The sequence below is a fragment of the Pseudomonas emilianonis genome, from assembly GCF_023072625.1.
GTDB classification, from domain to species: domain Bacteria; phylum Pseudomonadota; class Gammaproteobacteria; order Pseudomonadales; family Pseudomonadaceae; genus Aquipseudomonas; species Aquipseudomonas paraveronii.
Window position 1 is genome coordinate 1 of the sequence record NZ_JAKNRV010000492.1, and the last position, 3,159, is coordinate 3,159.

Below are 3,159 nucleotides of genomic sequence, written 5' to 3' on the forward strand. Positions count from 1 at the left end.
CGGCGGCCGCTTGCGCGACCGGCTCGGCCGCGAGGGCGCTCAATGGCAGCGCCAAAAACAGTCCCGCCATCGAATACTTCATGTCAGCGCAGCTTCTTGATGCGTTCGCTCGGGCTGATCACGTCGGTCAGGCGAATGCCGAACTTTTCGTTGACCACCACTACCTCGCCATGGGCGATCAGCGTGCCGTTGACCAGTACGTCCAACGGCTCACCGGCCAGGCGATCCAGCTCGATCACCGAGCCCTGGTTGAGCTGCAGCAGGTTGCGGATGTTGATGTCGGTGCTGCCGACTTCCATGGAGATCGACACCGGGATGTCGAGAATCACGTCCAGGTTCGGGCCGTCGAGGGTCACCGGGTTGTTATTCTTCGGCACGCTGCCGAATTCTTCCAAAGGCAGGCGGTTACTGGCCGGTGCGGTGGAGGCATCGGCCGCCAGCAGCGCGTCGATATCGTCCTGGCCAACATCGCCGGTTTCTTCCAGGGCCGCAGCCCATTCGTCGGCCAGGGCCTGGTCTTCGGCGGAAGTGTTTTCGTGTTCGGTAGCCATTACATGTCCTCGGCGGAGCAAACATTCATAAATAAATAGGGGTGCATCAATACGGGTGACTCAGCGCCGGCTGATCGACTCCACCACTTGCAGTGCCAGTTTGCCCTTGTGCGAACCAAGCTTGACCTTGAACGACGGTACGCCGCTGGCGCGCATGATCAGTTCTTCCGGCAACTCGACGGGAATCACGTCGCCCGGCTGCATGTGCAAAATATCCCGCAGGCGCAGTTGGCGACGGGCCACGGTGGCGGTCAGGGGCACGTCGACGTCCAGCAGGTCTTCGCGCAGGGCCTTGACCCAGCGTTCGTCCTGGTCGTCGAGGTCGGACTGGAAGCCGGCGTCGAGCATTTCGCGCACGGGCTCGATCATCGAGTACGGCATGGTCACGTGCAGGTCGCCGCCACCGCCATCGAGTTCGATGTGGAAGGTAGACACCACAACGGCTTCGCTGGGGCCAACGATGTTGGCCATGGCCGGGTTCACTTCCGAGTTGATGTACTCGAAATTGACCTCCATGATCGCCTGCCAGGCTTCCTTCAAGTCGATGAAAGCCTGCTCCAGCACCATGCGTACCACGCGCAGCTCAGTAGGGGTGAACTCCCGGCCTTCGATCTTGGCGTGACGGCCGTCGCCGCCGAAGAAGTTGTCCACCAGTTTGAACACCAGCTTGGCGTCGAGGATGAACAACGCAGTGCCGCGCAATGGCTTGATCTTGACCAGATTGAGGCTGGTAGGCACGTACAGCGAGTGTACATATTCGCCGAACTTCATCACCTGCACACCGCCCACCGCCACGTCTGCCGAGCGGCGCAGCATGTTGAACATGCTGATGCGGGTGTAACGGGCGAAACGCTCATTGATCATTTCCAGGGTCGGCATGCGTCCACGGACGATGCGATCCTGGCTGGTCAGGTCATAACTTTTGACGCTGCCGGGCTCGGCAGCCATTTCGGTCTGTACCAGACCATCGTCCACGCCATGCAGCAGCGCATCGATTTCATCCTGGGACAGCAGGTCTTGCACGGCCATGTCGTGATCCTACTGCAATACGAAATTAGTGAAGAGCGCCTGCTCGACCACCACTTTGCCGAGCTCTTTCTGGGCCACTTCCTGCACGCTGGCAGTGACCTTCTGGCGCAACATTTCCTGGCCCACCGGGGTGGCCAGGCTGTCGAAACTTTGCGCGGAAAACAGCATCACCAGGTTGTTGCGGATCACCGGCATATGCACCTTGAGCGCCTCAAGGTCCGCCTGGTTACGCGCGAGCAAGGTGATGCTCACCTGCAGGTAGCGTTGACGACCGTTCTGATTGAAGTTGGCGACAAAGGCCGGAAGCATCGGCTCGAAGATTGCCGGTTGCTTGACGTTGCTGGCAGTTTCGGCGGCGGGTGCCGGTTTGCTCGCACTGCTGTGCATGATGTACCAAGTACCGCCCACGGACGCGCCGATCGCCAGGACCAGGCCCAGGACAATCAACAGGATAAGCTTGAGCTTGCCCTTGCCCTTACCTGCGGGTGCTTGTGCTGCGTCTTCGCTCTTCGCCATGCCAATAATCCGTCACTATTTGGGGATTCATAGATCTACGGAAAGGCAAGAGCAAGTGTTATGCCAGAGTTGTCAGACAGAGCAGGACAGCGGCCACGCCACAGGTCCATTGTGGGAGGGGGCTTGCTCCCGATGGCGGTGTGCCCGTCAACGAATCGCTCGACTGGAACTCCGCTATCGGGGGCAAGCCCCCTCCCACACTCAGGCCTGTGTTGAGCCTGAATCAGGCGTAATAGTCAACGGCGCTGGAGCCGATCACGGTGGCCGTCACCGGCGCGACGGCCGCGGCCACTTCGGCATGATCGGCAACGTCGCCGCTGTCACCCCGACCGCCACGGCCACTGACACCGTTCGCCTGGTTCTGGTTCTGTTGCTGTTGGCCCTGGCCCTGCCAACCACGGGACTGGTCGGACACATTCACGTCGACCTGCCCCATGCCCTGCTGGGCAAACATCTCGCGCAAACGGCCGGACTGGGTTTCCAGTGCTTCACGCACCACCGCGTGACCACTCATGAAGGTGACTTGAGCCTGCTGGTCGGCCGTCATGTTGACCTTGATATCCAGGCGCCCGAGTTCGGCCGGCTGTAGCTGGATTTCTGCCGACTTGAGGTTGGCGCTGGACAGGTACATCACGCGGTTGACGACTTCCTCGGTCCAGCCGCTCTGATGCATGGCTAGCGGTGCGTTGGTCACCGGCGGCAAAGCGTTGGCGGTTTTCGGCGTGGCGGCCTGGGTCAGTGCGGCCAGGCGGTTGGCGAAGTCATCGACACGGGTGTCGCTGCTCGCGCTCTTCAAATCCTTGAGGCCGTCTTCGATCAGCCCGCTGAAGGCTTTGTCGCCGCCCTGGTCGGTGCTGTCCTTGCTGGCTTGCTGGTCCACCATGTTAGCCAGGCCGGTGGCGAAGTTCTGCGCAGCGGTCGGCTGGTCCTGGGACGTCGGTGCGGCGCTCTGCGGGGTCTGACTGCTGGCGGACACATGGCCGCCCTGCTCCATCGCCAGGCGTACCGCTGGCATGGCGTCCAGAGGGTCTGCCGTGGGATCGAAGGCGGGCTTGGCCACATC

Annotated in this window: 4 protein-coding genes; all 4 read right to left on the minus strand. The window is 61.5% G+C overall.

Annotation, left to right across the window (positions count from 1 at the left end; genetic code table 11):
* Positions 1–83: 83 nt before the first annotated feature.
* Positions 84–551, minus strand: coding sequence for a flagellar motor switch protein FliN (gene fliN, locus L9Z73_RS28160; protein WP_247408023.1), 468 nt, complete (start codon positions 549–551; stop codon positions 84–86).
* A 60-nt stretch (positions 552–611) separates the two neighbouring features.
* Positions 612–1,580 (minus strand): flagellar motor switch protein FliM, encoded by a 969-nt coding sequence (gene fliM / locus L9Z73_RS28165; protein WP_247408025.1) that lies wholly within the window; start codon positions 1,578–1,580, stop codon positions 612–614.
* A gap of 9 nt (positions 1,581–1,589) precedes the next feature.
* Positions 1,590–2,096, minus strand: a complete 507-nt coding sequence (fliL, locus tag L9Z73_RS28170) for a flagellar basal body-associated protein FliL (protein WP_247408027.1) — start codon at positions 2,094–2,096, stop codon at positions 1,590–1,592.
* A 223-nt stretch (positions 2,097–2,319) separates the two neighbouring features.
* A partial coding sequence (locus L9Z73_RS28175; RefSeq protein ID WP_247408030.1) for a flagellar hook-length control protein FliK occupies positions 2,320–3,159 on the minus strand: 840 nt, incomplete at its 5' end.

Bases quoted from the DNA above. Each gene is read 5' to 3' on its own strand.
- fliN (WP_247408023.1), bottom strand. From the start codon at position 551: ATGGCTACCGAACACGAAAACACTTCCGCCGAAGACCAGGCCCTGGCC.
- fliL (WP_247408027.1), bottom strand. From the start codon at position 2,096: ATGGCGAAGAGCGAAGACGCAGCACAAGCACCCGCAGGTAAGGGCAAG.
- fliM (WP_247408025.1), bottom strand. From the start codon at position 1,580: ATGGCCGTGCAAGACCTGCTGTCCCAGGATGAAATCGATGCGCTGCTG.